Here is a 20632-nt window from a genome sequence, read left to right on the forward strand (position 1 = left end):
CGATAAAAGAGAAATTATTTCTCCAAATTATGATAATGATGCAATAAATAGCAAACCCTTTTTCCGCTATTGCGGTTAGGCTAGGTTTAAATTACCAATAAGGACATGAGTCATGTCGTCATGGGCAGCACGGGCGGTTAACGAGATAGCGAGCGACTTCCAGCGCTCGGCGGATACCCATTTAATCCGGCTTACGTTGCCGGCCTTTCCCAATATTATCTTCTACCTAAAAGATGAGAGCACCCACCCTTCCGGCAGCCTAAAGCATCGGCTCGCCCGATCGTTGTTTCTCTACGGGCTTTGTAACGGCTGGATCCGTCAGGGCATGCCTATTATTGAAGCATCATCCGGCAGCACCGCCGTGTCCGAAGCCTATTTCGCCCGCCTGCTTGGCCTGCCTTTTATTGCCGTGGTGCCGGAATGTACCGCGCGGCGAAAAATCGAGCAAATCGAGCATCACGGCGGCCGCTGTCATTTCGTCAGCCACGGCGGATTGATTTACGATGAGGCGAAACGGCTGGCGCGCGAGCAAAACGGCCATTATATGGATCAGTTTACCTACGCCGAACGGGCTACCGACTGGCGGGGAAATAATAATATTGCCGAAAGCATTTGGCGCCAGCTGGCACGCGAGCCGTTTCCGCAGCCGTCCTGGATGGTGATGAGCGCCGGTACCGGCGGCACCTCTGCGACGCTTGGACGTTATATCCGCTATCAGGGCCACCCGACTCGTTTGATGGTCGTCGACCCGGAAAATTCCGTGTTCCATGCATTTTTTCGCCAGCGCGATCCCGAACTGACCCATAATCGGCCCAGCCGTATTGAAGGTATTGGCCGGCCCCGGGTCGAGCCGTCGTTTATCCCTGATGTGATCGATGAAATGATGACCGTGCCCGACGGGGCCAGCATCGCCACGCTAGGGTGGCTGGAACCGCTGCTCGGCCGCCGCGTGGGTGGCTCTACCGGCACCAACATGTGGGGCGCGCTGCAATTGGCCAAACGTATGCGCGCCGCCGGCGAAGCGGGGGCCATCGTCACGTTATTATGCGACGGCGGCGAACGCTATAGCGATACTTACTATCAGCCGACATGGGTGAAGGAACATATCGGCGATATTCGTCCGTGGCAGATTGAGCTGGAAAACCTGTAACGGCAAACAACCGCCGCAATCTTCGCCGCCCGCTACTGTTCATCCGCAGGCAGAGACAGTACCCTATACCCTTTGCCATGAAGAGTGAAGGTAACAGATGAAACGAGCGGTGGTGGTGTTTAGCGGCGGGCAGGATTCAACCACCTGCCTTATCCAGGCCTTAAATCAGTACGACGAAGTCCATTGCGTTACCTTCGATTATGGCCAGCGCCATCGGGCGGAAATTACCGTCGCCCGCGAGCTGGCGATACAGTTGGGCGCGCGGGCGCACAAGGTGATCGACGCCGGCCTGCTTAATGCGCTGGCGGTCAGCAGCCTCACCCGCGACAACATTCCGGTTCCGGGCTACGAGGACACGCCCGATGGTCTGCCCAGCACCTTTGTGCCCGGTCGCAACATCCTGTTTTTGACGCTGGCCGCCATCTACGCCTATCAGGTCGAGGCGGACGCGGTCATCACCGGCGTGTGCGAGACGGATTTCTCCGGTTATCCCGATTGCCGCGACGACTTTATCAAAGCGCTGAACCACGCGGTCAATCTTGGTATGGCGCGCGAATTGCAATTCGTCACGCCGCTAATGTGGCTGGACAAGGCTGAAACCTGGGCGCTGGCGGATTATTACCATCAACTTGAAAGGGTGCGGCAGGATACGCTGACCTGCTACAACGGCATCAAAGGTGATGGCTGTGGACAGTGCGCAGCCTGCCATTTACGCGCGCGCGGGCTTGCGGCGTATCGCGCGCAGCCGCAGGCGGTGATGGCTTCACTGAAAGCTAAAACCGGCCTGCGCTGAAAGCGCCATGCTCCCGCACCGCCCTAGCCAAGCGGCCTTGAGCATCTGATATCGCTGCGGTCAGACCCAGCAAGCAGGCTCGCAGTTAATTCCCCTGCGCCATCAGACCCAGCCAAACGGCGCTCAGCATCTAATACCCCTGCGCCATCAGACCCAGCCAAGCGGCGCTGAGCATCTAATACCCCTGCGCCATCAGACCCAGCCAAGCGGCGCTGAGAATCTAATACCCCTGCGCCATCAGACCCAGCCAAGCGGCGCTGAGCATCTAATACCGCTGCGCCGTCGGAGCCAGCAAGCACGCTCGCAGTTGATTCCTCCTGCGCCAACAGACCCAGCTAAGCGGCGCTGACTGCTTGATACCGCTGCGCCGCTCGCCCCCGCCGAACGTCGCTGACAGCGGTTAGCGCGGTGCCATCCCCTCCACGCGGCGCTGGAGCCATCAGCGCGCCCGTGCAACGCCGTACTTACCTTTTCCCGCGACGCTTAGAGCTTCAGGCAATCCTTGATCCGGGCCATCGTTGCCGGACCGATACCTTTCACTTTTTCCAAATCTTCAATACGCTCAAACGGACCGTGCTGCTCACGATAATCAATAATCGCCTGGCCCTTTTTGGGCCCGATGCCTTTCAACCCGTCCACCAATTCGTCAAGGGAGGCGGTATTGATACTGATTCTGTCTTCATCCTCCTCCGTGCTGTCCGCACCCGGCGCGGCATCCGGTGCGGGTTCCGCCACGCGCTGGCCTTGCGCCGGCCCGGCGCTCTGCCTATTGCCGCTCGGCGGCGTACCGCCGGCGCCGTCTTTCACCCTACCGCCCGTGGTTTTTTTTTCCTGCTTCGCCCCAGCCCGCCCTTTGCTACCGGCGGGTTTAGGATGCGCCTTAACGCTGGCCGTGGGCCGTTCGGCTTTTTCTTGCTTACTGTCCGAGGTACTGCGGGTCGTGGTCCGTTCGACTTCTTCCTGCTTGTCATCCGAAGGGGCGGTATCCGTCGCCTGGTAATCCATCGGCGTCATCGCGCCCTCCAGCGGCAGCGTCGCCTCGAACGAAACGGGATCGGTCTGAGTGGCCTTATCGGCGGTGGCGGGTTTTTCCGCCGTGCCACCGGCGAGGGTGGCCCGCGCCGGTGACACGTGCTGCAGGGACAAAACAGCGATGAGGGTCAATAACGTCCTGGTGAATATCGGCTGTCGCATGCTCTTCTCTCCTTAGTGTATTCCCGGCAGAGCATGCCCTGGCGTTCCAATTGCCGCTACCGCCGGCGATCAAAAACGCAACAGGCCGCGAAAGCGGCCTGTTGGATTTGCACAGTTAACGGTAACGTTGCGGTCAGTGTCGCGTTATTGCATCTGCGCCGCCGCGCCCATTTTGATTTTCGCCGCCGCCCGCAGGTTCGCCAGCAGCGCATCAAAGGTCACGCCGGTCATCCCTTGATTCAGCTGGTCCACGAATGCTTTGCGCTGCTGCTCATCAAGCGATCGCGGCGTCACGCTATCCAGCGCAATCAGGACGATGTCCCCTTGCGCATTGGTGGCCATGCCGTAACTGCTTTTGCCCTGCGGCGGCTGCGGCAGCGTAAAGAGGGTTTGCGCCAGCGGATCGCCTTGGTTGGCGGAGTCGAAATGCTGCACGGCGCTGAAGCTCAGGCCGGCGGCCTGCAGCGCCTCGGCGCCTTTATCGTTGCCCTGCTTCAAGGCGGCGAGCGCTTTTTCAGCGTCTACGCGGGCCTGCTCTACGGCTTTCTGGCGCTTCACTTCCTGCTCGACCCGCGCGCGCACATCCTCCAGCGGCTGCACATGTTCGGGACGGTGATCGGCAATACGAATGACGAAAGCGCGGTTGCCGTCGACGGTGATCACATCCGAATTGCTGCCTGGCGCCCCCTTGCTTCCCAACAACGTCCCCTCGAACAGCACCTGTTTCACCGCGTCATAATTCAGCGCCGCGGGCACGTCATCCCGGCTGAACCAGTCGGTCTCTTGCGCCTTGATGCCGGCAGCGGCTTCGGCCGATGCCAGCGTCTCGTTATCATTGCTGGCCGCATCGCTCACTTTTTGCTGTAGCGCATAATAGGCGTCGATGGCTTTCTCCTGTTTCACCTTCGCCGCCACCTCGTCATGCACCGCGCTCAACGGGCTGACCTGCGCCGGCGCGACATCGTCCAAACGGACAATGAGGAAGCCCACCGAGGATTTAATCACGCCCGACAGCTGGCCTTTTTCGCTCAGGTTGGCCTGTTTCAGCTCATCGAGGCTATCGCTGTCGCTTATCCAGCCGATATCGCCGCCGTTTTTCGCCGAAACGACATCGGTGGAGTGGGCTTTGGCCAGGGCGGAGAAATCGGCGCCCTGCTGCAATTGTTTCAGCCAGTCGTTAGCGTCGTTTTCGGTTTTGCTTTGGATAATGCTGTAGCGTTTACGCGCGGGGACGGTGAATTGATCGTGGTGCTGATCATACCAGGACTGGATCTCTTGTTCGTCGACGCTGGTTTTCGCCTGCATCGCTTCAGCGTCCATCGGGATATAGCTCACCTTAAAGGTTTCCGGCGACAGGTACTGACTTTTGTGCGCGTGGTAACTGGCTTGGATCTCATCGTCGCTCGCGGTCTGCTTCGCCGCCAGCGCCGCGATATCAAACGTGGCCAGACGTGCGTCACGGGTTTGCACCGCAACCGCCAACAGTCGTTCGTTTTCCGCCGGTAACAGGAAGCCGGTGCCGCCAATGCCCTGAATAAGCTGTTGGGTAAGCAATTGTTTGCGCATCAGCGCGGCGTACTGATCCGGCGACAGCCCCATGTTGCCGATCAGGGCGCGGAATTTGGCGTTATCGAATTTATCCTCGGTGCGGAAAGCCGGGATGGCGAAGATCGCCTGTTTGATTTGATCGTCGCCGATAGCCAGTCCCAGCTTATCGGCATACTGATCCAGAAGGGTTTCATCAATCAATTGCGAGAGCACCTGCTGGCGCATCTGGCGCATGTAGCCTTCATTGGCCGCCAATTGGGAGAACTGTTCACCCATGGATTCCTGCTGGCGGTTACGTTCGTTCTGCACCGCCTGCTCCAGCTGCGCACGGCTGATCTGCTGACCGTTCACCTTGGCGGCGTAGTCGCCATCGCCGCCGATAAGATAGTTGCCTACCCCGGTCAGCACGAATGAAACAGCAATAAGCCCCAGAATAATTTTGAGCACGACGTGATTAGCGGCCGCGCGTAAATTGTCCATCATGGTGTGACAACACTCCGCTGTAAATGAATGAAACCTGTGCGCCGGTAAACGGGCTGGCCGCCTGCCGTAGCTCCCCGGAGCCGCTGCGCGTTAACGCTATTTCTCTGACAACGCCAACCCTGCTCTGTCAGCCAATCCAGAAAAAAAAAGCGCATCCTGATGATGCGCCTTGTATTCTACCCTACCCGTCTGACTGCGTCAGGTATTAGTTGACGCATGCGAGACCGGGAAAGTGATCAGTTCACCGCGTCTTTCAGCCCTTTACCGGCACGGAAGCCCGGTACCTTGGCAGCGGCGATGGTGATCTCTTTACCGGTTTGCGGATTGCGTCCGGTACGGGCGGAACGCTCGCGCACGGTGAAGGTGCCAAACCCGACCAGCGCAACGTCATCTCCCTGCTGCAGCGACTCGGTAACCGAACCAATGATTGCATCCAGCGCACGTCCGGCGGCCGCTTTGGAAATATCAGCACCTGCGGCAATTTTGTCGATCAGTTGTGACTTATTCACTTTTTCATCCCCTCTTGAATTCTCATGTCGCGGCGGATTTTTCCTTAAACGCGACAGCGCAGCTGTTATATCAAACCCAGTATGCCGGAGCAGACTAAACCTGCCCGCTGCCCCGACCCAACAGCTCACTAACTTAACGGTACAAAAAAAGGCTGGCAAGTCCGAATTGGCCTGCCAGCCCCTTTTTACCGGTTTATTTTACATAAACCCCTCATTTTACCGCTTCGGGCGCCACTTCAATGCCGAAAGGGGCATTCTGTAGCGCCAGATTCAACACCTCGTCGATGCGCTGAACCGGATGAATATCCAGGTCGTTTATCACATTGGCCGGCATATCTTCCAGATCCCGCTTATTCTCGAACGGAATCAGCACGGTTTTGATACCGCCGCGGTGCGCCGCCAGCAGTTTTTCCTTCAGACCGCCGATGGGCAACACCTGGCCGCGCAGAGTAATTTCGCCGGTCATCGCCACATTGGCCTTGACGGGATTGCCGGTCAGGCAGGACACCAGCGCGGTACACATCGCGATCCCGGCGCTCGGGCCATCTTTAGGGGTGGCGCCTTCCGGCACGTGCACATGAATATCGCGTTTTTCATAAAAGTCGGGATTGATCCCGAGCTTGTCCGCGCGCGCGCGCACCACGGTCAGCGCCGCCTGAATGGATTCCTGCATCACCTCTCCCAGCGAACCGGTATAGGTCAATTTGCCCTTGCCGGGTACGCACGCGGTCTCAATGGTCAGCAGATCGCCGCCGACCTCGGTCCACGCCAGGCCGGTCACCTGGCCGATGCGGTTTTCCCCTTCTGCGCGTCCGTAATCGAAGCGCTGGACGCCGAGGAAGTCCTTCAGATTGTCGGCGCTGATGGTGATATGTTTCGTGCTCTTATCCATCAGCAGGGTTTTCACCGCCTTGCGGCACAATTTAGAAATTTCCCGCTCCAGGCTGCGCACCCCGGCTTCGCGAGTGTAGTAGCGGATAATCCCCACCAGCGCGCTGTCTTCCACCGTCAACTCGCCTTTCTTCAGGGCGTTGCGCTCAAGCTGCTTAGGCAACAGGTGCTGCCGGGCAATGTTGAGTTTCTCGTCTTCGGTGTAACCGGACAGGCGGATCACTTCCATACGATCGAGCAGCGGTGCCGGGATATTCATCGAGTTAGAGGTGGCGACAAACATCACGTCGGAGAGATCATAGTCCACTTCCAGGTAATGGTCGTTGAACGCCACATTCTGCTCGGGATCCAGCACCTCCAGCAGCGCCGATGCGGGATCGCCGCGCATATCCGACGACATCTTGTCGATTTCGTCGAGCAAGAACAGCGGGTTTTTCACGCCGACCTTGGACATCTTCTGGATAAGCTTGCCCGGCATGGAGCCGATATAGGTACGACGGTGCCCGCGGATTTCCGCCTCATCGCGCACGCCGCCCAGCGCCATGCGCACATACTGCCGGCCGGTGGCCTTGGCGATGGATTGGCCGAGCGAGGTCTTACCCACCCCGGGCGGGCCTACCAGGCACAGGATCGGCCCCTTGATTTTACTGACCCGGCTCTGTACCGCCAGATATTCGAGAATACGGTCTTTTACGCGTTCAAGCCCGTAGTGATCCTTATCAAGCGTCTCTTGCGCCTTGACCAGGTCCTTTTTGACTTTGCTGCGCGCATGCCAGGGCACCGACAGCATCCAGTCGATGTAGCCGCGCACCACGGTCGCTTCAGCGGACATCGGCGACATCATCTTCAATTTTTGCAGTTCTGCCTCGGTCTTTTCCCGGGCTTCCTGCGGCATTTTGGCCGCCTCTATCTTACGCTTCAGCGCTTCGTTTTCATCCGGCGCATCGTCCATCTCGCCCAGTTCTTTCTGAATCGCCTTCATCTGCTCATTCAGATAGTACTCGCGCTGGCTCTTCTCCATCTGCTTTTTGACGCGATTGCGGATACGTTTTTCCACCTGGAGCAGGTCGATTTCCGACTCCATCATCGCCATCAGGTACTCCAGCCGCTCGGTCACATCGGCCATCTCCAACACCGACTGCTTGTCGGCCAGCTTCAGCGGCATGTGGGCGGCGATGGTGTCGGCCAAGCGGGCGGCATCATCGATACTGTTTAACGAGGTCAGCACTTCGGGAGGAATTTTCTTGTTCAGTTTGATATAGCCTTCAAACTGATTGATGGCGGTACGCACCAGCACTTCCTGCTCGCGCTCATCCAATTCGGGCGCGTCAAAATAGTCCGCCTCGGCGGTGAAGTGATCGCCGCTGTCCGCCAGCTCCTTGATCCGGGCGCGGGTCAGCCCTTCCACCAGCACTTTGACCGTGCCGTCGGGCAATTTAAGCATCTGCAGAATGGACGATACCGTCCCGACTGAAAAAAGATCGTTAATACCCGGCTCGTCGGTTGACGCTTCTTTTTGAGCCACCAACATGATTTTTTTATCACTGTCCATGGCTGCTTCAAGACACCGAATCGATTTTTCCCGGCCGACAAACAGCGGGATGACCATGTGCGGATAGACCACCACATCGCGCAGAGGCAATACGGGAATTTCTATGCGTTCGGAACGCTCAGCATTCATAGAGCTCTCTCTTAGTTTAGCTTCCGCCAGGTTTGTGGGATGCGCAAAAACTCGGCTTTTGCCAGTTTCAACAATTAGGTATTTGAGTATATGGGGTCGAATCGCTTACATTCAACGGCAGCCGGTAATGAAAAAAAACGGGGGATAAAATCCCCCGCCTGGACGCTCTTAATCGGCGCACGCGCCGCACCACACCCCCGTTACTCGCCGGAGGCCTGCTGCGCTTCGTGCTTACCGTAGATAAGCAACGGCTCCGATTGGCCGGCGATGACCGCTTCGTCGATCACCACCTTTTCCACACTGTCCTGGGAAGGCAGTTCGTACATGGTTTCCAGCAGCGCGCCCTCCACGATGGAGCGCAGGCCGCGGGCGCCGGTTTTGCGCGCCATGGCTTTTTTGGCGATGGCGGTCAATGCTTCGTCGCGGAACTCCAGCTCAACGCCTTCTAAGTTGAACAACGCCTGATACTGTTTGGTCAACGCGTTCTTCGGCTCGCGCAGAATCTGAATCAGCGCTTCTTCGCTTAGCTCATTCAGCGTCGCCACGACGGGCAACCGGCCGATGAATTCCGGGATAAGCCCGAACTTGATCAGGTCTTCCGGCTCCACCTGCGCCAGCAGCTCGCCTTCGGTGACTTTCTCCGAACTGCCTTTGACGGTGGCGCTAAAACCGATGCCGCGATTGGTTTCGGTGCGCTGCTCGATCACTTTATCCAGGCCGGCGAAAGCGCCGCCGCAGATAAACAGGATTTTCGAGGTATCCACCTGCAGGAATTCCTGCTGGGGATGCTTGCGTCCGCCCTGGGGCGGCACCGCGGCCACGGTACCTTCTATCAGTTTCAGCAGCGCCTGCTGCACCCCTTCACCGGAGACGTCGCGGGTAATGGAGGGGTTATCCGATTTACGGGAGATTTTGTCGATCTCGTCAATGTACACAATACCGCGCTGGGCCTTTTGCACGTCGTAATCGCATTTTTGCAACAGTTTCTGGATGATGTTTTCCACATCCTCACCGACATACCCGGCTTCGGTCAGGGTGGTGGCATCGGCCATGGTGAAAGGCACATCCAGGAAGCGTGCCAGCGTTTCCGCCAGCAGGGTCTTACCGCTGCCGGTAGGGCCAATCAGCAAAATATTGCTCTTGCCGAGTTCGATGCCGTTATTGGTGTCGCCATTGCGTAAACGCTTATAGTGGTTGTAGACCGCCACCGCGAGCACTTTTTTGGCTTTTTCCTGACCGATGACATAATCGTCCAGGTGGTGACGGATTTCATGGGGCGTCGGCAGCGCGCTGCGTTCGCGGTGCGGCGCGACCTCTTTTATCTCTTCGCGGATAATGTCGTTGCATAAGTCGACACATTCATCGCAGATATACACCGACGGCCCGGCGATCAATTTCCGCACCTCATGCTGGCTTTTACCGCAGAAAGAGCAATACAGCAGCTTTCCTGAACCGTCTTTGCGCTTATCTGTCATCAGTAAACCTCTTTCTTTCGTCTTTGTCCCGCAGGCCAATCAGGGCGGCAACGCGACGGCTGAACTCAAAACCGGTCGCCGGAAGCGCTAACGCTTCCGCACGACGCACTACATTCACTATAGTCTATCCGTTCCCGCCATTAGCAATTACGCGCGCTGGCTCAATACGGAATCCACTAATCCATAGTCTACCGCCTCAGGCGCGGAGAGGAAACGATCGCGTTCGGTATCCCGCTCTATTACTTCAAGAGGCTGGCCCGTATGTTTCGCCATCAGCTCATTCATCCGCGCCTTGACCTTCAGGATTTCCCGCGCGTGAATTTCAATATCGGTGGCCTGGCCCTGGAAGCCGCCCAGCGGCTGATGGATCATGACCCGCGAGTTGGGGAGGCAGAAGCGTTTGCCTTTGGCGCCTGCCGCGAGCAGGAAAGCGCCCATGGAGGCGGCCTGGCCCATGCAGAATGTGCTGACATCCGGTTTGATGAACTGCATGGTGTCATATATCGACATCCCGGCGGTAATGACCCCGCCCGGCGAGTTGATGTACAGATAGATATCCTTTTCCGGGTTTTCCGCTTCTAAAAACATCATCTGCGCGACGATCAAATTCGCCATATGATCTTCGACCTGACCGGTCATGAAGATAATCCGTTCTTTCAACAGGCGCGAAAAGATATCGTATGAACGCTCTCCGCGTGAAGTCTGTTCCACCACCATCGGCACCAGAGCCATATGGGGTGCAAAGTTATCTTGTTCGCCACTGTATGACATTATCGTCTCCTAGAAATAAAGCTTTCGGCGCCTGGGTTTCCGATTTTACGTGAGATGCGGCGTCATCGCCATGTCCCAAGATGTCGCCGGTCCGCTGGAGGGGTTTCGGCCCCTCTTCCGCCAGCGCGGCAGTTTCTCCCTTTCCCCTCTAGTTGGGGGAGCGTTGCGCCTTTTTCAAGGCCGCAGCGGCATTATTTCAGCGCCGGACGTTACCGGGTATTCCCGCGGCGCACCCTCTTTTTAACACTGCTTACCCGTTAAATATAGCGCTATTTATCACCGTCAATAGTATGAAAAGCTTATACAAACAAAAAGCCTGCCACCGCAGGATGACAGGCTATGGGGATAACGGATGAGCCTTGGGGCCGCACGCGGCCCGACGACGAGGGCGGTTACGCCGCGCTCGGCTGGTTCATCAACTCGTTGAAGCCGGTTTCTTTTTCCGTCACGCGCGCGTTGGCCAGCAGCGCTTCAACCGCCTGCTCTTCCAGCGCCACGTTACGCATGTTGTCCATCAGCTCTTTATTCTTGCCGTAGAACTCGATGACCTCTTTGGGATCTTCGTAGGCGGACGCCATTTCTTCAATCAGCGCGTTGACGCGGGTTTCGTCCGCTTTCAGTTCATGTTTGCGGATGACTTCACCCAGCAGCAGACCAACCTTGACGCGACGCTTGGCCTGTTCTTCAAACAGCTCGCGCGGCAGCTCCAGCGCCTGCTTTTCGTTGCCGCCGAAGCGCTGTGCCGCCTGGCGTTTCAGCACGTCGATTTCGCCGTCGACCAGCGCCGCGGGAACGTGAATGTCGTTCGCGCTGAGCAGGCCGTCAATCACCTGGGTTTTCACGCGATTGCGCACGGCGTTTTTCAGCTCGCGCTCCATGTTTTTACGCACTTCGGCGCGCAGGCCCGCCAGGGTGCCGTCGGCAACGCCGAAACGCTTAATGAAGGCTTCATCCAGCTCCGGCAGTTCACGCTGCTCGACTTTTTTCAGCTCAACGGCGAACTTCGCGGCTTTGCCTTTCAGATTTTCAGCGTGGTAGTCTTCCGGGAAAGTGACGCTGATGTCGAAGCTTTCGCCCGCTTTATGACCGATAACGCCCTCTTCAAAACCGGGGATCATGCGGCCCTGGCCCATGGCCAGCACGAAATCGGTGGCTTTGCCGCCCTCAAACGCTTCGCCGTCAATGGTGCCGGTGAAGTCGACGGTGACGCGGTCTTCCGCGGCGGCGGCATCAGCGGTTTCTTTCCAGTCGGCCTGCTGTTTGCGCAGCGTTTCCAGCATGGTGTCGACATCGGCGTCCTTCACTTCCACCTGCGGTTTTTCCACCTCAATGGTGTCCAGCCCCGTCAGTTCCACTTCGGGGTAAACTTCAAACTCCACCGCATAGCTGAAATCTTCGCCGGTCTTGTATTCGCCCGGGACATAATTCGGCGCGCCTACCGGATTGATTTTTTCCTGGATAATGGCGTCGACAAAGTTGCGCTGCATCAGGTCGCCTAGCACGTCCTGACGGACGGAGGCGCCATAGCGCTGCGCAACGATATTCATAGGGACTTTCCCTTTGCGAAAGCCGTCGATGCGGACTTTTTTGGCGACGTTCACCAATTCGCTTTTCACCGCTTGCTCAATCGTGTCGGCGGCAACGGTAATGTTTACACGGCGCCCCAGGCCTTCAGTGGTCTCAACAGAAACTTGCATCTCGTTACCTCAAAAAATCACAGTGCTCGATCAACGCCAGAAGCCGTTTTCAAAGAAGCGGTCATCCAGGTCCACTGACGTGAAAATGGCCTCTTAAGATCCGGGTGGTCTGAGGAATCAAAACCTGTTGCCCGTCGTCGTCAGAAGCATCCCGAATACCTTCCGGAAATATAAGACGCGGCATTATAGCGAGATAGGGTTTATGAGTCGAGGACGGCGCGCAAATTGCGCCGTGTGCGCGTGGAGAGGGAGATAAAAAAAGGCCGGCGGGTCGCTTCCCCGCCCATCCGGCCCGTTTACCCTGTGCCGATAGGGCTCAGGCCGTCAGCCCGGCACCCCGGCAAGGGGGGGAGGCCGGCACCGTATCCTGCAAGCCTTCCCACTCTTTCACCGTGTAGGTGTGCAGCGCCAGCGCATGCACAGGCCCCGCCAGCTCATCGGCCAGAACGCCGTATATCGCGCGGTGGCGGCTCAGGATACGCTCGCCGTTGAACCGATCGCTGACCAATACCACTTTGAAATGACTCTCAGAGCCCGCCGGGACATTATGGCGATAACTTTCATCCACCACTTCCAGATACAGCGGAGTGAACTCTGCCCTGATTTTTGTTTCTATTTGCTCGCGAATCATCATCTCTTCTCCTCAACGCCAGGCAGAGCGCTTTGCTCCGTCAGTTAAAATTTTAGCTGATTATTCTTTAACGCCTAGCCTTAAAGCGACAAATTTCACGCTCAACGCCCCTTGCCGTCCCGCCCGGGGCCGCCAACGGAGGTGACGTACGGCCAAAAGGCGTCTGCCTGACGCGGCGCGGCAAAATGTCCGGTAACGTAAATTAGCGTTATTAGGGGCTTTCCCCTCCCGATGGCGATGCTATGATGTGGCCATTTTCCCCTTCCCTATCCTGATGAATGAGAAAGCATATATGCTAAAAAAATTACTGATGCCGTTGGTGGCCTTATTGTTGCTCTCCGGCTGCGCCGCCAGCACCAATACGCTGGATATTTCCCCGAAGATTCAGCTGCCGCAGCAGGATCCGTCGCTGATGGGCGTCACCGTCAGCGTTAACGGCGCCGACCAGCGGCCGGATCAGGCGCTGGCCAAGGTCAACCGCGACGGCCAACTGGTCACCCTCACCCCGTCGCGCGATCTGCGTTTCCTGTTGCAGGAAGTGCTGGAGAAACAGATGACCGCCCGCGGCTACATGATTGGTCCGAACGGCGCCGTCGATTTGCAGATCGTGGTCAATAAACTTTACGCCGATGTCTCCGAAGGCAACGTGCGTTATAACATTACCACCCGGGCGGATATCTCCATTATCGCCCAGGCGAAAAATGGTAACAAACAAGTGAAGAGCTACCAATCGGTCTATAACGTACAGGGCGCTTTCCGCGCCACCAATGACAAAATCACCAGCGCCGTGGACAGCGTGCTGGCGGATGTCATTAACGATATGGCCAACGACAGCAGCGTCAATAGCTTCATCAAGCAAAACGCGCGTTAATCTTTTCCGTTCACCCGCCTGCCCGCGGCGCCGGGCAGGTTAACCCGAAAGCCGTGTATGCCCATGACATCCGTTCGACTTGCCACGCTTACCCAGCGCCGTTCCCTCATTTTGCTGTGCCTCGGTTTTGCCTCCGGTTTGCCGCTGGCGCTCACCTCCGGCACGCTACAGGCCTGGATGACGGTAGCCGGGTTGGATCTGAAAACCATCGGTTTTTTCTCGCTGGTGGGTCAGGCGTACGTCTTCAAATTCCTCTGGTCGCCGGTAATGGATCGCTACAGCCCGCCGCTTATGGGCCGTCGCCGCGGTTGGCTGGTCATTTGCCAAGCGCTGCTGATCGTGGGGCTGCTGGCGATGGGTACTCTCGATCCGGCACGCAATCTGGCGTGGTTGGCGGCGCTTGCGGTATGGGTGGCGTTCTGCTCCGCCTCGCAAGATATCGTGTTCGACGCCTACAAGACCGATCTGCTGCCGGCGGAGGAGCGCGGCACCGGCGCCGCGGTCTCGGTACTGGGTTATCGCCTGGCCATGCTGGTGTCCGGCGGCCTGGCGCTGTGGCTGGCGGATCGCTGGCTGGGCTGGCAGGCCACTTACTGGCTGATGGCCGCGTTGATGCTGGTAGGCTTGGTCAGCACCCTGCTGGCGCCGGAGCCGGACCAGGCGATACCCAGGCCGGCCAGTCTCGAGCAGGCGGTGATGGCGCCGCTACGCGACTTTTTCGGCCGCGATAACGCCTGGCTTATCTTAATGCTGATTGTGCTTTATAAGCTTGGCGACGCTTTTGCGCTTAGCCTGAGCACGACCTTCCTGATTCGCGGCGTAGGGTTTGACGCCGGCCAGGTGGGTATGATCAATAAAAGTCTGGGCTTATTGGCGACGATCATCGGCACGCTGGCGGGCGGGCTGCTGATGCAGCGGCTGTCGCTGTTCCGCGCCCTGATGCTATTCGGGCTCCTCCAGGCGGTCTCCAATGCCGGATACTGGGCGCTGGCGGTGACCGATAAACACCTTTGGTCGATGGCCACGGCGGTATTTGTCGAAAACCTGTGCGGAGGCATGGGCACCGCAGCCTTCGTCGCGCTGCTGATGACGTTGTGCAACAAATCCTACTCCGCCACCCAATTCGCCCTGCTGTCGGCGCTGGCCGCCGTCGGCCGGGTCTATGTCGGCCCTCTTGCCGGCTGGTTCGTTGAACTGCACGGCTGGGCCTGGTTTTACCTGTTCTCCGTCGCCGTATCATTTCCCGGTCTGGGCCTATTGATGCTGTGCCGCACCACGCTGACCGCGACGCAGCAGACCGGCGATTTCCTGCGACGCGGCCATTTTAGCGCCGGTTATCGCCTGGCGCAGCGCCTCTTGGCGACCGGCGGCGCGCTGTGGGCCGGCGCGCTGGCGCTGCTGCTGGCCAAGGCTGTCGGTATGGCCTCGGCCGCGACGCTGATGCAATGGTGTTGGGAAATAGGTGCTGTCCTGCTCTCAGTGAGTATACTCATGGGGTGCGTGCTCGATTATCGCGCGATGAAACGATCCCGGCCGCGGCTTCACGGTTAAGCCTGGCGTTGCCCAGGGCCGGCGAATAACGTTCGCCGGCGTCAACGGCCGGCGTTTGGCTTATTACTCTTCTCGCTAAAGGTCATTTTTTTATTTATGTCGCAGGAGTGACAGTTTATCACCTCTACTATTTTACAGGGTGCGTATTTACGTATTTGTAGTTTCTTTGTCAAAGAATGATATTGATTTGTTAACGTGATGATACAGATCCCGCGCCGTTATTCTTTCCGTTAGCGGAATCGAGGTTTTTCGGCGGTTAATTCTCTAAGCCTTTGTCGCGATTAATATTTTGTCATCATTCCCAACAGGTGTGACACGCCTGGCAGAACGCAGAAACATGTTTCTGACATAAGCTTAAGCGTGTTTACAGTACTGCAACCTTCCCGTAAAATGCCCCCACACAAGAAACGACATTAGAGCACATTTTATTGAGGTCGTTAGATGAGACTCAGGAAATACAATAAGTATTTAGGGATTCTGTCGCTGTTTAGCGTTGTCGCGTTAGTTAGCGGCTGCAGCGACATGGTGTTAATGAATCCCAAGGGACAGATTGGACTGGAGCAACGTTCATTAATACTGACCGCCCTCGGGCTGATGTTGATCGTCGTGATACCCGCTGTCGTCATGGCATTCGTCTTTGCCATCAAATACCGCGCATCCAATACCAAGGCGACGTACAGCCCCAACTGGTCCCACTCCAGCAAGGTGGAACTGGTGGTGTGGACGGTACCGATCCTTATCATCATCTTCCTGGCCACGCTGACATGGAAGTCGACTCATGCCTTGGATCCGAGCAAACCCATTGCGTCTGACGCCAAACCCGTCACCATTCAAGTTGTCGCCATGGACTGGAAGTGGCTGTTCATTTATCCGCAGCAGGGTATCGCTACGGTAAACGAAATCGCTTTCCCGGCCAACGTCCCGGTGAAGTTTGAGATTACCTCCAATTCGGTGATGAACTCCTTCTTTATTCCCCAGTTAGGGGGCCAGATTTACGCGATGGCCGGGATGAATGCCACTTTGCATCTCATCGCCAACGAGCCGGGGAGTTATAAAGGCATTTCAGCGAACTTCAGCGGCCGGGGTTTCTCCGGCATGAAATTCACCGCCGTCGCCACGCCGGATCAGGCAGGCTTCGACGAGTGGGTACAGAAAGTCAAGGCATCACCGGATACGCTTGGCACCATGGACGCTTACGAGCAGCTGGCAGCGCCGAGCGAGTATCATCCGGTCGAGTACTTCTCCAGCGTTAAACCCAGTCTGTACCAGGATGTGATCGGCAAATTCATGGGCAAGGGGAAGAGTATTGCCACCACCCAGGACGAAGGGATGGACATGAACATGGGTGAACACTCTCACGCGGGTACCGAGGAATAATAACGATGTTCGGAAAATTAACGCTTGATTCGGTTCCGTACCATGAACCGATCATTATGATAACCGTCGCCGCCATCATTGTGATTGGTCTGGGGCTGGTGGCCGCCATTACCTACTTCGGTAAATGGCAATATCTTTGGCAAGAGTGGTTCACCTCGGTAGACCATAAGAAAATCGGCATCATGTACATGATCGTGGCGTTCGTGATGCTGCTGCGCGGCTTCGCCGACGCCATCATGATGCGTTCGCAGCAGGCGCTGGCCTCGGCGGGCGAAGCGGGCTTTCTGCCGCCCCATCATTATGATCAGGTGGTGACCGCCCACGGCGTTATCATGATAATCTTCATGGCGACGCCGTTCGTGGTCGGGCTGATGAACCTGGCGGTGCCGCTGCAAATCGGCGCGCGTGACGTTGCCTTTCCTTTCCTGAACTCGGTGAGTTTCTGGTTCTTCGTCGTCGGCGTCATCCTGATTAACGTCTCTCTCGGCGTGGGTGAATTCGCCCAAACCGGCTGGGTGGCTTATCCGCCGCTGGCGGGCAAGGAGTACAGTCCCGGCGTCGGGGTCGATTACTGGATCTGGAGTATCCAGATAGCCGGTATCGGAACCACCCTGACCGGCGTTAACTTCTTCGCCACCATTCTGCGCATGCGCGCCCCCGGCATGCCGATGATGAAAATGCCGGTCTTCACCTGGGCCGCGCTGTGCACCAACGTGCTGATTATCGCCGCGTTCCCGATTTTAACCGTGACCATCGTACTGCTGACCCTGGATCGCTATCTGGGTACCCATTTCTTCACCAATGATATGGGCGGCAACATGATGATGTACGTGAACCTGTTCTGGGCCTGGGGCCATCCGGAAGTGTACATCCTGGTGCTGCCGGTGTTCGGCGTGTTCTCGGAAGTGGTGGCCACTTTCTCGAAAAAACGCCTGTTCGGCTACACCTCGCTGGTATGGGCGACCATCGCCATTACCGTGCTGTCGTTCTGCGTTTGGCTGCACCACTTCTTCACCATGGGCTCCGGCGCCAACGTCAACGCCTTCTTCGGCATCATGACCATGATCATCGCCATCCCGACCGGGGTGAAGATTTTCAACTGGCTGTTCACCATTTATCAGGGTCGCGTGGTGTTTAACTCCGCGATGCTGTGGACCATAGGCTTCGTCATCACCTTCTCCATCGGCGGGATGACCGGCGTGCTGCTGGCGGTGCCCGGCGCCGACTTCGTGCTGCACAACAGCCTGTTTTTGATTGCCCACTTCCATAACGTCATTATCGGCGGCGTGGTCTTCGGCTGCTTTGCCGGGATGACCTACTGGTTCCCGAAAGCCTTCGGCTATACCCTGAACGAAACCTGGGGCAAACGCGCTTTCTGGTTCTGGATTATCGGCTTCTATGTCGCATTCATGCCGCTGTACGCATTGGGCTTCATGGGGATGACCCGTCGTTTGAGCCAGCAGATCGACCCCGTCTTCCATCCGCTGCTGATGGTGGCCGCCGCCGGCGCCGCGCTTATCGCGCTGGGTATCCTGTGCCAGGTGATCCAGATTGTGGTCAGCGTGCGCGATCGCGAAAAGAACCGCGACCTGACGGGCGATCCGTGGGGCGGCCGTACTCTGGAGTGGGCCACCTCCTCTCCCCCGCCGTTCTATAACTTCGCCATCGTGCCGGAGGTAAATAACCAGCGCGATGTGTTCTGGCAGATGAAAGAAGAAGGCACCGCTTATCAAAAACCGCTGGCCTATGAGCCGATCCATATGCCGAAAAACACCGGCGCCGGCGTGGTTATCGCCGCCTTCAGCCTGGTGTTTGGCTTTGCCTTGATCTGGCATATCTGGTGGCTGGCGATCGTCGGGTTTGCCGGCATGATCGTGACCTGGATAGTTCACAGCTTCAACGAAGACGTGGATTATTACGTGCCGGTAGAGGAAGTCGAGCGTATTGAGAACCGGCATTTTGACCAAATCAGTGAAGCGGGCGTGAAGAATGTCAACTAAGATCCTATCCAATCATGATACCGCCCATGCCGAGCATGGGCACCACGATGCGGGAGCCAATAAAGTATTCGGTTTCTGGATCTACCTGATGAGCGACTGTATTTTGTTCGCCACCCTGTTCGCCACCTACGCCGTTCTGAGCAACAGCGTGGCGGGCGGGCCAACGGGCAAAGAGATTTTCGAGCTGCCGTTCGTCCTGGTCGAAACCTTCTTCCTGCTGTTCAGTAGTATCACCTACGGCATGGCGATCCTGGCCATGTACCGCGGCGACAAGAGCCGGGTCAACGTCTGGCTGGGCCTGACCTTCCTGTTCGGTCTGGGCTTTATCTGCATGGAGCTCTACGAGTTCCATCATCTGATTGCCGAAGGCTATGGCCCGGATCGCAGCGCCTTCCTGTCCGGCTTCTTCACGCTGGTGGGCACCCATGGTCTGCACGTCACCTCCGGCCTTATCTGGATTGTGGTGATGATGGTTCAGGTCTCCCGTCGTGGTCTGACCCCGGTCAACCAAACCCGCCTGCAGTGCCTGAGCCTGTTCTGGCACTTCCTGGACGTGGTCTGGATTTGCGTCTTTACCGTGGTGTATTTAATGGGGGCACTTTAATGAGTCATGCATCCGCAGGGCATACCGGCGCCAGCCACGGCAGCCATAAGTCCTATCTGATTGGTTTTATTCTCTCCATCATCCTGACGGTGATTCCGTTCGCCATGGTGATGCAGGGCTCCGCCAGCGAAAGTACGCTGATAGCGGTGCTGGTGATTTGCGCCGTGGTGCAGATTGTCGTGCATCTGGTGTATTTCCTGCACCTCAATACGTCGTCCGAGCAGCAGTGGAACCTGATAGCCTTCGTATTTGCGGTGATGATCATCGCAATCCTGGTGGTCGGCTCCTTGTGGATTATGTGGTACCTCAATCACAACTTGATGGGCCACTAACAGAGCGCAACGGTAATGATTAAGCAATACCTGCAAGTAACAAAACCAGGAATTATTTTCGGTAATCTAATTTCTGTCATCGGGGGCTTTTTGCTGGCTGCAAAGGGCCAGATAGACTATGCCCTGTTTCTCGCCACGCTGGTCGGTGTATCGCTGGTGGTCGCCTCGGGTTGCGTGTTTAACAACTATATCGATCGCGACATCGACCGGAAAATGGAAAGGACCAAAAACAGGGTCCTGGTGAGAGGGTTGATTTCTCTGAAAGCCAGTCTGGTTTACGCTACGGTGCTGGGTATTGCCGGTTTTGCGCTGCTGTATCTGGCGGCCAATCCGCTGGCCATGTGGCTGGCGGTAATGGGCTTTATCGTCTATGTCGGCGTCTACAGCCTGTATATGAAGCGCAAATCCGTCTACGGTACGCTTATCGGCAGCTTGTCCGGCGCCGCGCCGCCGGTGATTGGCTACTGCGCCGTCAGCGACCGGTTCGACACCGGCGCATTGATTTTGCTACTGATCTTCAGCCTGTGGCAAATGCCGCACTCTTATGCCATCGCCATCTTCCGTTTCAAGGATTATCAGGCGGCGTCGATTCCGGTGTTGCCGGTAAAACGCGGCATTTCCGTCACTAAACACCATATTACCCTGTATATCATCGGTTTTATGGTGGCGACGCTGATGCTGACGCTGAGCGGTTATGCCGGCTACAAATACCTGATTGTCGCCGCCTCGGTCAGCGTTTGGTGGCTCGGCATGGCGCTACAGGGCTATAAATCCGCCAATGACGATAAAGTCTGGGCGCGCAAGCTGTTCATCTTTTCGATCGTTGCTATCACCTCGCTCAGCGTGATGATGTCGGTGGACTTTATGGTGCCTTCCGCCACCAGCCTGCTCACCTACGTCTGGTAGCCATCCGCCCTACCCTCTTTCCGGCAGGGCGCAGGCCCTGCCCTCTTCCTGCCCTTTTCACCTCACTGTCAGCCATGGCCGCCGGAGCCGCGACGGCGCCGCGCTCCGGCTATCGCCACGCCCGCTGGGCAAAGGGGGATGACGTTAACATCTGTTAAATATCATTCC

Annotated in this window: 17 protein-coding genes; 9 read left to right on the forward strand and 8 right to left on the reverse strand. The window is 57.2% G+C overall.

Going from position 1 to position 20632, the window contains the following annotated elements:
- Positions 1 to 112: 112 nt before the first annotated feature.
- Together SANT_RS15280 and queC are read left to right on the forward strand one after the other, a co-directional pair.
- Positions 113 to 1150: a PLP-dependent cysteine synthase family protein gene (locus SANT_RS15280; protein WP_025423139.1), complete on the forward strand. Its 1038-nt coding sequence runs from the start codon at positions 113 to 115 to the stop codon at positions 1148 to 1150.
- 97 nt (positions 1151 to 1247) lie between these two features.
- Positions 1248 to 1943: a 7-cyano-7-deazaguanine synthase QueC gene (queC, locus tag SANT_RS15285; protein ID WP_025423140.1), complete on the forward strand. Its 696-nt coding sequence runs from the start codon at positions 1248 to 1250 to the stop codon at positions 1941 to 1943.
- 483 nt (positions 1944 to 2426) lie between these two features.
- Here the strand turns inward: queC and SANT_RS23885 are convergent, their stop codons facing one another.
- The 8 genes from SANT_RS23885 to bolA form a co-directional block, all read right to left on the reverse strand.
- The gene (locus SANT_RS23885) at positions 2427 to 3137 is read right to left on the reverse strand and encodes a ComEA family DNA-binding protein (RefSeq protein ID WP_025423141.1); all 711 of its coding nucleotides are present in this window, start codon (positions 3135 to 3137) and stop codon (positions 2427 to 2429) included.
- Positions 3138 to 3281: 144 nt separating this feature from the next.
- Positions 3282 to 5168 (reverse strand): peptidylprolyl isomerase, encoded by a 1887-nt coding sequence (gene ppiD, locus SANT_RS15295; RefSeq protein WP_025423142.1) that lies wholly within the window; start codon positions 5166 to 5168, stop codon positions 3282 to 3284.
- Positions 5169 to 5404: 236 nt separating this feature from the next.
- A complete protein-coding gene (gene hupB / locus SANT_RS15300) occupies positions 5405 to 5734 on the reverse strand; it encodes a nucleoid-associated protein HU-beta (RefSeq protein ID WP_158500174.1) in 330 nt (109 codons plus the stop codon).
- Between the two features lie 154 nt (positions 5735 to 5888).
- Positions 5889 to 8249, reverse strand: coding sequence for an endopeptidase La (gene lon / locus SANT_RS15305; RefSeq protein WP_025423143.1), 2361 nt, complete (start codon positions 8247 to 8249; stop codon positions 5889 to 5891).
- A gap of 200 nt (positions 8250 to 8449) precedes the next feature.
- On the reverse strand, positions 8450 to 9724 hold the full coding sequence (clpX, locus tag SANT_RS15310; RefSeq protein WP_025423144.1) for an ATP-dependent protease ATP-binding subunit ClpX: 1275 nt from the start codon (positions 9722 to 9724) through the stop codon (positions 8450 to 8452).
- A 147-nt stretch (positions 9725 to 9871) separates the two neighbouring features.
- Entirely contained in the window at positions 9872 to 10495 is a 624-nt protein-coding gene (gene clpP / locus SANT_RS15315; RefSeq protein ID WP_025246891.1) for an ATP-dependent Clp endopeptidase proteolytic subunit ClpP, read from the reverse strand.
- A 392-nt stretch (positions 10496 to 10887) separates the two neighbouring features.
- Positions 10888 to 12192, reverse strand: a complete 1305-nt coding sequence (gene tig / locus SANT_RS15320) for a trigger factor (protein ID WP_025423145.1) — start codon at positions 12190 to 12192, stop codon at positions 10888 to 10890.
- A gap of 316 nt (positions 12193 to 12508) precedes the next feature.
- Positions 12509 to 12826, reverse strand: a complete 318-nt coding sequence (gene bolA, locus SANT_RS15325) for a transcriptional regulator BolA (RefSeq protein ID WP_025423146.1) — start codon at positions 12824 to 12826, stop codon at positions 12509 to 12511.
- A gap of 289 nt (positions 12827 to 13115) precedes the next feature.
- Here bolA and SANT_RS15330 point away from each other — a divergent pair, with 289 nt between their 5' ends.
- The 7 genes from SANT_RS15330 (at position 13116) to cyoE (ending at position 20464) form a co-directional block, all read left to right on the forward strand.
- The gene (locus SANT_RS15330; RefSeq protein ID WP_025423147.1) at positions 13116 to 13694 is read left to right on the forward strand and encodes a lipoprotein; all 579 of its coding nucleotides are present in this window, start codon (positions 13116 to 13118) and stop codon (positions 13692 to 13694) included.
- Positions 13695 to 13757: 63 nt separating this feature from the next.
- Positions 13758 to 15245 carry a muropeptide MFS transporter AmpG gene (gene ampG / locus SANT_RS15335; RefSeq protein ID WP_025423148.1) on the forward strand — a complete coding sequence of 496 codons (1488 nt, stop codon included), beginning with the start codon at positions 13758 to 13760 and terminating at the stop codon, positions 15243 to 15245.
- Between the two features lie 441 nt (positions 15246 to 15686).
- The gene (gene cyoA, locus SANT_RS15340; RefSeq protein ID WP_025423149.1) at positions 15687 to 16622 is read left to right on the forward strand and encodes a cytochrome o ubiquinol oxidase subunit II; all 936 of its coding nucleotides are present in this window, start codon (positions 15687 to 15689) and stop codon (positions 16620 to 16622) included.
- A 5-nt stretch (positions 16623 to 16627) separates the two neighbouring features.
- Positions 16628 to 18622, forward strand: a complete 1995-nt coding sequence (gene cyoB / locus SANT_RS15345; RefSeq protein ID WP_025423150.1) for a cytochrome o ubiquinol oxidase subunit I — start codon at positions 16628 to 16630, stop codon at positions 18620 to 18622.
- The gene (locus tag SANT_RS15350) at positions 18612 to 19226 is read left to right on the forward strand and encodes a cytochrome o ubiquinol oxidase subunit III (protein WP_025423151.1); all 615 of its coding nucleotides are present in this window, start codon (positions 18612 to 18614) and stop codon (positions 19224 to 19226) included. The genes cyoB and SANT_RS15350 overlap by 11 nt, the downstream gene beginning before the upstream one ends.
- The gene (locus tag SANT_RS15355; RefSeq protein ID WP_025423152.1) at positions 19226 to 19558 is read left to right on the forward strand and encodes a cytochrome o ubiquinol oxidase subunit IV; all 333 of its coding nucleotides are present in this window, start codon (positions 19226 to 19228) and stop codon (positions 19556 to 19558) included. The genes SANT_RS15350 and SANT_RS15355 overlap by 1 nt, the downstream gene beginning before the upstream one ends.
- Before the next feature lie 15 nt (positions 19559 to 19573).
- Positions 19574 to 20464, forward strand: a complete 891-nt coding sequence (gene cyoE, locus SANT_RS15360; RefSeq protein WP_025423153.1) for a heme o synthase — start codon at positions 19574 to 19576, stop codon at positions 20462 to 20464.
- The last annotated feature ends 168 nt before the right edge of the window (positions 20465 to 20632 follow it).

This window comes from Sodalis praecaptivus, assembly GCF_000517425.1.
Classification (GTDB): domain Bacteria; phylum Pseudomonadota; class Gammaproteobacteria; order Enterobacterales; family Enterobacteriaceae; genus Sodalis_A; species Sodalis_A praecaptivus.

What these genes read in the sequence shown, in the direction of transcription:
- ampG (WP_025423148.1), top strand. Translation starts at nt 13,758, where the DNA reads ATGACATCCGTTCGACTTGCCACGCTTACCCAGCGCCGTTCCCTCATT.
- SANT_RS15330 (WP_025423147.1), top strand. Translation starts at nt 13,116, where the DNA reads ATGCTAAAAAAATTACTGATGCCGTTGGTGGCCTTATTGTTGCTCTCC.
- bolA (WP_025423146.1), bottom strand. Translation starts at nt 12,826, where the DNA reads ATGATGATTCGCGAGCAAATAGAAACAAAAATCAGGGCAGAGTTCACT.
- cyoA (WP_025423149.1), top strand. Translation starts at nt 15,687, where the DNA reads ATGAGACTCAGGAAATACAATAAGTATTTAGGGATTCTGTCGCTGTTT.
- SANT_RS15350 (WP_025423151.1), top strand. Translation starts at nt 18,612, where the DNA reads ATGTCAACTAAGATCCTATCCAATCATGATACCGCCCATGCCGAGCAT.
- SANT_RS23885 (WP_025423141.1), bottom strand. Translation starts at nt 3,137, where the DNA reads ATGCGACAGCCGATATTCACCAGGACGTTATTGACCCTCATCGCTGTT.
- tig (WP_025423145.1), bottom strand. Translation starts at nt 12,192, where the DNA reads ATGCAAGTTTCTGTTGAGACCACTGAAGGCCTGGGGCGCCGTGTAAAC.
- SANT_RS15280 (WP_025423139.1), top strand. Translation starts at nt 113, where the DNA reads ATGTCGTCATGGGCAGCACGGGCGGTTAACGAGATAGCGAGCGACTTC.
- queC (WP_025423140.1), top strand. Translation starts at nt 1,248, where the DNA reads ATGAAACGAGCGGTGGTGGTGTTTAGCGGCGGGCAGGATTCAACCACC.
- cyoB (WP_025423150.1), top strand. Translation starts at nt 16,628, where the DNA reads ATGTTCGGAAAATTAACGCTTGATTCGGTTCCGTACCATGAACCGATC.
- lon (WP_025423143.1), bottom strand. Translation starts at nt 8,249, where the DNA reads ATGAATGCTGAGCGTTCCGAACGCATAGAAATTCCCGTATTGCCTCTG.
- clpX (WP_025423144.1), bottom strand. Translation starts at nt 9,724, where the DNA reads ATGACAGATAAGCGCAAAGACGGTTCAGGAAAGCTGCTGTATTGCTCT.
- ppiD (WP_025423142.1), bottom strand. Translation starts at nt 5,168, where the DNA reads ATGATGGACAATTTACGCGCGGCCGCTAATCACGTCGTGCTCAAAATT.
- clpP (WP_025246891.1), bottom strand. Translation starts at nt 10,495, where the DNA reads ATGTCATACAGTGGCGAACAAGATAACTTTGCACCCCATATGGCTCTG.
- cyoE (WP_025423153.1), top strand. Translation starts at nt 19,574, where the DNA reads ATGATTAAGCAATACCTGCAAGTAACAAAACCAGGAATTATTTTCGGT.
- SANT_RS15355 (WP_025423152.1), top strand. Translation starts at nt 19,226, where the DNA reads ATGAGTCATGCATCCGCAGGGCATACCGGCGCCAGCCACGGCAGCCAT.